This window comes from Klebsiella indica (assembly GCF_005860775.1).
GTDB classification, from domain to species: Bacteria; Pseudomonadota; Gammaproteobacteria; order Enterobacterales; family Enterobacteriaceae; genus Klebsiella; species Klebsiella indica.
In genome coordinates this window covers 1-7456 of record NZ_VCHQ01000021.1, presented here as the reverse complement: position 1 = coordinate 7456, position 7456 = coordinate 1, and the positions used below count along the sequence as shown (strand labels likewise).

The following is a 7456-nucleotide window of genomic DNA, read 5'->3' as shown; positions in this document are numbered from 1 at the left end:
ACCTGGAACTGTCTGGCCGCTGAGGGTGATAAAACACAGAACCTCTCCTGAAAAAACGAACAGCGACGAATACCCTGCTGAAACCACAAAACTCGCAGCGATGCCCTGGTGCCCGCTGAAACCGGCGAACCGGAGACCCGAAGACAAGGGCTGGACGCCAGGGATGGCGGACAGAGGCGAATCGAGACAGGCCGTCGAGTTGAGCCGACCGCAGGCTGAGGGTCGGGAGGTGAGCGCAGTGCGCAGCACCGGTTTCTTTGCGGGACCGCGGGGATTGTAAAGGGGAGACGGTTTTCTCCCCCTTTACCCGTTCACGGGCGACAGTCATCCATTTTCTGCGGGATTACGGTGAACGGAACCCGTGGCGCAGGGCCTGTATTTATGGTTTTCCAGGTGAGGTAAGGCGCCAGCCGCCACCCGGCAAAAATACGGGTACGATACCCAAAGGCCATCAATCAGAAGGTTGGCCGGACTCCGGCTTTTTGTTTCAGGCGCATCGCGCCGCCTCCTCGACGCCGTTATTCAAAACAGACACTGCGTTCCAGGCATTCGTCACAGCTTGGCGAGCGGCAGATCACTTCCCCTTGCTGCAGCAAACAGCGCTGACGATAAAAGAACTTTTTCCAGCGCATATTATGCTCGTTCATCACAACCAGCTGCGGAAAACAGTCGCTCATCAACAGGCGCAATTCCCCCCGCGACTCAAGACCCAGATCCTGCCAGAGATGGTTAAACGCCAGCGACACCTCGGCAACGATCTGCGCCATCTGTCCGGCGTCCTGCTGCATCCAGCTCGCCAGCCACAGCCTTAACTGCTGGCACTCTTCTTCACGGGTGGCGTTCAGCTCCGTCATCAGGCGCCGACGGGTTAACGTCTCGCCATCCAGCGGCGTTTCTACTTCCCCCAGCTGTTGCTGCAATGCCTGCCACTCGTCCGGGCTCAGCCCCATGCGCAGCGGAAAACTCCCTTTCCCCGCGTGATATAACCGCCATAAGCGTGTTAACCAGTCGAGTGGATGCATCAGGCGACCCCCTTATGCGTTTGCGAAGCGGACCAGTTCCCCCGACGCTGCCGCCACCAGTCGGGAAGCACTTCTGACACTGAACGCCATGCGCCGTCGATGCACGGCTCGATTCCCGCCTGTTCCAGTTTTTGCCATGGCGCATGACCAATGCGTACGCAGAATATGGCCGCCACATCTGCCAGCAGGTCGAGGATCGCCGTGAATCGGGCATCGTTATCCTGCGGCTCGCAATCATCGTGCCCCTGGCAATATTTGGGCGTAAACCGTTCGTTGACCAGCACCATTCCGGCGGCCGACAGGCTGTAAATATAGAACCGGTCGGCGTGGCCAAAATGGCAATCAATCACATCTCCCCGGCTTGAGGCCACGGCGACCAGACAGGCGTCATCAGCCTCAGATTCCCCGCGCGTGGCAATGCTGGCATGAAGCTGCGCCCGCTGGTGGAGGATCGGCAGCCAGGCGGGGAGGCTCGCCGGGTGCGGAAGTTGCGTAAACTGCTGGCTGCGGTCTTCACCCAACATCCCGATAGCGTCGGCGCGGCACTGGTGGCAGTGGGTCATCTGCGGCATCACTTCACCACACTGGCTGCGAATCGCCGCGAGCATGTCGGCATCCGGCTCCGGCTGACCGTTGAGACCAAATACCGTACCGTGCTCCGGCCTGGCAATCAGCGGCATAATATTATGGATAAACGCGCCGCTGGCCTGAAGCTGGCGGCTGACCTCCGCCATGCCGCTATCGTTAATGCCGGGGATCAGCACCGAGTTAATTTTCACCAGCACGCCTTTAGCGGCCAGCCTGCACACCCCCTCCATCTGACGGGCGATAAGTATTTCTCCGGCCTCGCGCCCGCTGTAGCGTTCGCCGTCCAGCCATAGCCAGGCGTAGATCTGCGCGGCAATCTCCGCATCCAGCGTATTAATAGTGACCGTTACGTGATCAACCCCGACATCCAGCAGGCGGTCGACCGCGTCCGGCAGCATCAGGCCATTCGTCGACAGGCATAATTTCAGGTCCGGAAGCTGTTCACGGATGAGTTCAAGCGTACGAAAGGTCCGGGCGAGGTTGGCCAGCGGATCGCCGGGACCGGCGATGCCGACGACCGAAAGCTGCGGGATCGCCTGCGCGACCTGACGCACTTTGAGGACCGCTTGCTCCGGCGTCAGCAGCGTTGACGACACGCCGGGTCGGGATTCATTACTGCAATCGAACTTACGATTACAGTAGTTACACTGCAAATTGCAGGCGGGCGCGACCGGCAGATGCATCCGCGCAAAACGGTGATGCCCATGACGAGAATAGCAGGGGTGTGCGGCAACCTTATCGGCAACCAGCGGCGTTAACGAGCTGTTATCCGCAGCGCCGCAGGCTCTGCCGCCGGGAAAAGAAGAGCAGGAAGTCATGATCGTACCTTCGTAGTTGGGCGATACCTTCCTGCTGCAAATGCTATACCAGAGATGACTTTTTCAATTTACTGAAAAATATAGATTTTTATCATTATTCTCGGCGATAAATTGTCGCAATTCCGCCGCGCTGGCGACAATGTACTGAACCTTACACAGCGGCTCAGAGTCGCGGCATGGTAATGTCCATTATCTGAATCCGGTAAGCGACCTGGCGCGGCGTCATCCCGAGCAGCCGCGCCGCTTTGGCCTGCACCCAGCCTGCTTTTTCCAGGGCGGCAATCAGCCGCTGGCGTTCATCCAGCGTGTTATCAAGCCAGCTGTCTTCCGTCGGCGCGCTGATGGGCTGCGCTTTTGGCGGATTATCGCGATGATTGAACAGGATCACGTCCCGATCGATCAGCCCGCTTTCCGACATTACCGCCGAGCGTTCGAGACAGTTTTCCAGTTCGCGCACGTTGCCCGGCCAGCTGTACTCCATCAACAGGCGGATCGCGCCATCGCTGATCCGCAGCGTTCTTCCCTGATTGCGGGCGATTTTACGTACCAGAAAGTGCGCCAGTTCGGCAATATCCTCCTGGCGTTCCCGCAGCGGGGGCAGGGCGATGGGCATCACGTTCAGGCGATAGTAAAGATCCTCGCGGAAATTCCCCAGCCGCACTTCCTCTTCTAGATGACGGTTGGTCGCCGCGATGATACGCACGTTCACACGCAGGGTTTCATCGCCGCCGACCCGTTCCATCTCGCCCTCTTGCAGAATACGCAGCAGCTTGGCCTGAAACGAGGCGCTGCTTTCGCCGATTTCATCAAGGAACAGGGTGCCGCCGTCAGCCAGCTCAAAGCGGCCTTTGCGCTGGCGAACCGCGCCGGTAAACGCGCCTTTCTCGTGGCCAAACAGTTCGCTCTCCAGCAACGTATCCGGCAGTGCCGCACAGTTAAATTTGACGAACGCGGCGGCGGCGCGCGGCGAATTATGGTGAATCGCGTTGGCGATAAGCTCTTTCCCGGTACCGCTTTCGCCGCGCACCAGCACCGTGGTGTCCCAGCGGGAGACCTGACGAATGATTTCTGTAATCTGCCGCATCGCCGGGCTTTTCCCGACCATATTCTCCAGGCCAAAATCCCGCGATGGCGTGCAGGTGCGCGGCCGTTCTACCCGGGGAGGCTGCGGTTGCGACGCCGATGTCGGGAGGATCATCAGCCGAATGGTCTGCGCGACCAGATTAGCGACGGTTTCCAGAAACCGCGTGCAGGCGGGCAACCGCTCTTCCTGACGCGCCATTGGCTGCGCCGCCAGTACGCCAATGGGCCGGGAATGAGGCCCCATCAATGGAACCGCGATAAAGGGCAGGTCGTAATCGTACAGGCTCAGACGATCGAGAAAACGCTGATCGTCGGCGACGCGCGGTAGCACCAGCGACTGGCCCTGCGCCAGCACGGTGCCGACCAGCCCTTCCCCTGGCCGGTAGCGAATCTGTGTACTGCCGGGCAGCATCTGGTGTTCCGTCTGCTGCAGAGCTTCGATATTCAGAATTTCCTGTTCGCTATCGTACAGGCAAATCATCCCGTGCTGCATAAAAGCATCGTTGTGTAAAACGCTCAGCACCTCCTGAAGCGTTTTGCTCGCCTCGGTGGCGCGACTCAGGATCACGCTGATCCGCTGCATGGCGGTAAACTGTTGTGAGAGATCAAAACGCCTGACAGTGGTATCCGAGTCGGATTTATGGATCATTGTTCACCTCCGGTCAGGGTGTTAAAGAGCGGGAAACGCAGAATAAGACAGGTCCCGCCCTGGGGACGGGACGTCAGCTCAATGGCGCCGCGATGGTGGGCTACCAGCGTCTGTATCAGCCGCAGTTCCATCCCTTTGCCGGGCGAGTTTAAGGCATCGGGGGAGTGGGTATAACGTACCTGCAGCAGCGGGACATTATCATTGAGGTACAGCGCCAGCCATCCTTCCTCTTCTTCGGCATAGAGTTCGATCTCCAGCGGCACGGAGGGCAACTCTGCCGCGAGCGCCAGCGTGCGGTCGAGCCATAGACTTAAACAGGCCAGTAGCTGCGTGCGCTGGCCAAAGCCGACCAGATGCGGCGAAGCCATGCCTACCTGCAGCATCGCGCGATCGTCAAAGCGGGTGCGGTACAGGGCGCACAGGTCGTCAAAGAACGGCTGAAGCGGCCAGACGGTATTGCTTTCCAGCGCCAGGGAGGGGCGGCAGCGCTGTAGCCGCGCCATTGCTTCTTCGCCTTCGCGCCACGCCGCGTCCAGCGCGACGTTGCCGCTGCCTTCGCCGTTCAGCCGCCGGGCGGCCGCCAGCATGTTTATCGGGCAGTTAAGCTGAATCAGCGCCGCGTCCAGCGACTCGCGGATGGCGGCCAGCAGCTTACCGGCGGTCATCTGCTGTTTCAGGCGATCGAGGCGACCCTGCTCCTGCTGCTGACGCTGCTGGGTGCAGTCGGCGATCACTATCAGCGTTCTCGCCGGGGCGCTATCGACAAAATAACGGCTGGCTTCTTCGCTAACGCCAGGCAGCGCCCAGCAGGTCACCGACAGCCAGCGGACCGCGCCGCGCACCACCACCGGCAGGATCTGTTCCACGCCGGGGCCGATTTTGCGTGGTGAAACCTGTAGCTCAACCAGTAACTCTTTACCGCCGCAGTCCGCGCAGAAGGTTTTATAGGCGAGGTTATCCATCACCACCCGATCCTGCTCATCCACTACCACCACCGCGGCGGGGATATTATTGAGCACCGCCTCCATCAGCATCATATGGTTGCGCAGCCGCTGCTCCAGGGTGTAGCTGACGCTGATATCCCGCTGCATCGCCAGATAATGCTCCAGTTCGCCCTTCGGGTTTAGTACCGGCGTGATGTCGATATCCACCAGATACAGGTCGCCGTCCCGGCGTCGATTAATTAACTGGCCGCGCCACGGCTGGCGCTGGAGTAGGGTTTGCCACATCTCCTGATAGATTTCGCGCGGCGTCTGGCTGCTGGCCAGCAGGCGCGGATTTTGATTTAACAATTGCGCCAGAGAATACCCGGTCTGGCGGCAAAACGCCGGGTTGGCGTAAATAATATTTGCCCGGGCATCGGTGAGTGAAATCGCCACCGATGCCTGCTCCACCATGGTAAAAAACAGCCCCGGATGTTGTTGCGTCAGTGCGCCAGCGATGGCTTCCGGCACGGCGTTATCGAGCATCATATTCAGGGTCATTACAAACTCCTGTGTCGCAGTTATGACAATTTGTCTGACACCGCGACAGAGATGGCGCGGTTTTATCTCAACGCATATAACCATGCAAACAATGCGCCTTTGTCAGCGCGACCTGCAGAAACATTGATCCGATCGGGGAAAACCAGGCATTTTTGGCGGGATGTCGGCCCGGCGCGCCCGGTGCGGCCGGTGATGGCGGCGCAGGTGCGATCGTTATGGGGCAGGGGTGAGCCGTTGTAGTGCAAAGAAACCTGGCACAGCCTTCGCAATACCCCTGCGGTAACTTGTGTTTTCAGACACCTTTCCCGACAGGAGCACAACAATGGCGAATATTGGTATTTTCTTTGGCACCGATACCGGTAAAACCCGCAAAATCGCGAAAATGATCCACAAGCGGCTGGGCGATGTAGCGGATGCCCCGGTCAACATTAACCGCATTACGCTGGAGGATTTTATGGCCTATCCGGTTCTGCTGCTGGGTACGCCGACTCTCGGCGACGGCCAGTTGCCGGGGCTGGACGCCGGGTGCGAAAGCGAATCATGGAGCGAATTTATTAGCGGACTTGACGGCGTGAGCCTGAGCGGGAAAACCGTGGCGTTGTTCGGTCTCGGCGATCAGAAGGGCTATCCTGATAATTTTGTCAGCGGCATGCGTCCCCTGTACGACGCGTTGTGCGCCGCAGGCGCGCAGGTGATTGGCAGTTGGCCGAATGAAGGTTATGAATTTAGCGCTTCCGCGGCGCTGGACGGAGAGCGATTTGTTGGGCTGGTGCTCGATCAGGATAACCAGTTCGATCAGACCGAAGCGCGTGTGGCGGCCTGGCTGGAGGAGATTAAAAGTGCCGTACTGTAGGCGTTTGAGATTGATGGTAAGCCGATATTAGATATTGTGTCTGTATTTCCGCCACCCGGCAAAAATGCGGGCATGGTAGCGAAACCCGGCCTGTTATCCTCCGGTGGCGCAGCTCTGGGGCCTCATATTCTGGTTCAGTGGGCTGTTCCGTTCACTGTCAGTACGCTGTCATTTTTTCTGTTCGTTACGTGTGAACGGGCAGGGGGACGTTTCGCCCGTCCCCCTGCACCCCCGGCATGGCGCTGGAAACCTGCCGCTTCGCGGTCCGCTCCACTCCGGCTTCATCTGACGGACCGGGCGCGACTCGTGATTACTCGTCCCATCCCTGGGACTCGCCCTTTCAGGGCCAGCGCAAGCGCTGTTCAAAATTGCTCCGGGCAATTTTGTCCTGTCACGACTCAGCCTCTGGCCGCCGTCCTGGCCGCCAGTCCTGGATGTGCGCCTGCGTTCCCGCCAGGTTTCCCTGATGCGCCCAACCCCCCGGCGGTGAGCCCGCAGTAAACCTGCAACTGCCTGACCGCTGAAAGTGATAAAAAACTGGGGAAAATACCGCCCTCATCTGAAAGACCGACAGCGACGAATACCCTGCTGAAACCACAAAACCCACAGCGATGCCCTGGTGCCCGCTGAAACCGGCGAACCGGAGACCCGAAGACAAGGGCTGGACGCCAGGGATGGCGGACAGAGGCGAATCGAGACAGGCCGTCGAGTTGAGCCGACCGCAGGCTGAGGGTCGGGAGGTGAGCGCAGTGCGCAGCACCGGTTTCTTTGCGGGACCGCGGGGATTGTAAAGGGGAGACGGTTTTCTCCCCCTTTACCCGTTCACGGGCGACGGTCATCCATTTTCTGCGGGATTACGGTGAACGGAACCCGTGGCGCAGGGCCTGTATTTATGGTTTTCCAGGTCAGGTAAGGCGTCAGCCGCCACCTGACAAGAATGCAGGCATGGTAGCTAAAAC

Annotated in this window: 5 protein-coding genes; 1 reads left to right on the top strand and 4 read right to left on the bottom strand. The window is 59.3% G+C overall.

The window, feature by feature from the left end:
- Positions 1-518: 518 nt before the first annotated feature.
- The 4 genes from FE839_RS15740 to nifL form a co-directional block, all read right to left on the bottom strand.
- Complete coding sequence (locus FE839_RS15740; RefSeq protein WP_138361750.1) at positions 519-1022, bottom strand: nitrogen fixation protein NifQ; 504 nt, start codon at positions 1020-1022, stop codon at positions 519-521.
- On the bottom strand, positions 1022-2428 hold the full coding sequence (gene nifB / locus FE839_RS15735) for a nitrogenase cofactor biosynthesis protein NifB (protein ID WP_138361749.1): 1407 nt from the start codon (positions 2426-2428) through the stop codon (positions 1022-1024). The genes FE839_RS15740 and nifB overlap by 1 nt, the downstream gene beginning before the upstream one ends.
- A gap of 163 nt (positions 2429-2591) precedes the next feature.
- Positions 2592-4160, bottom strand: coding sequence for a nif-specific transcriptional activator NifA (nifA, locus tag FE839_RS15730; protein ID WP_138361748.1), 1569 nt, complete (start codon positions 4158-4160; stop codon positions 2592-2594).
- On the bottom strand, positions 4157-5644 hold the full coding sequence (gene nifL, locus FE839_RS15725) for a nitrogen fixation negative regulator NifL (RefSeq protein WP_138361747.1): 1488 nt from the start codon (positions 5642-5644) through the stop codon (positions 4157-4159). Before nifL ends, nifA begins: the two co-directional genes overlap by 4 nt.
- Before the next feature lie 322 nt (positions 5645-5966).
- Between nifL and FE839_RS15720 the strand changes: the two genes are divergently transcribed.
- The gene (locus FE839_RS15720; protein WP_138361746.1) at positions 5967-6497 is read left to right on the top strand and encodes a flavodoxin; all 531 of its coding nucleotides are present in this window, start codon (positions 5967-5969) and stop codon (positions 6495-6497) included.
- Positions 6498-7456 lie beyond the last annotated feature (959 nt).

Excerpts from the sequence above, each read along its gene's own strand:
- nifL (WP_138361747.1), bottom strand. The coding sequence starts at position 5,644 with ATGACCCTGAATATGATGCTCGATAACGCCGTGCCGGAAGCCATCGCT.
- FE839_RS15740 (WP_138361750.1), bottom strand. The coding sequence starts at position 1,022 with ATGCATCCACTCGACTGGTTAACACGCTTATGGCGGTTATATCACGCG.
- nifB (WP_138361749.1), bottom strand. The coding sequence starts at position 2,428 with ATGACTTCCTGCTCTTCTTTTCCCGGCGGCAGAGCCTGCGGCGCTGCG.
- nifA (WP_138361748.1), bottom strand. The coding sequence starts at position 4,160 with ATGATCCATAAATCCGACTCGGATACCACTGTCAGGCGTTTTGATCTC.
- FE839_RS15720 (WP_138361746.1), top strand. The coding sequence starts at position 5,967 with ATGGCGAATATTGGTATTTTCTTTGGCACCGATACCGGTAAAACCCGC.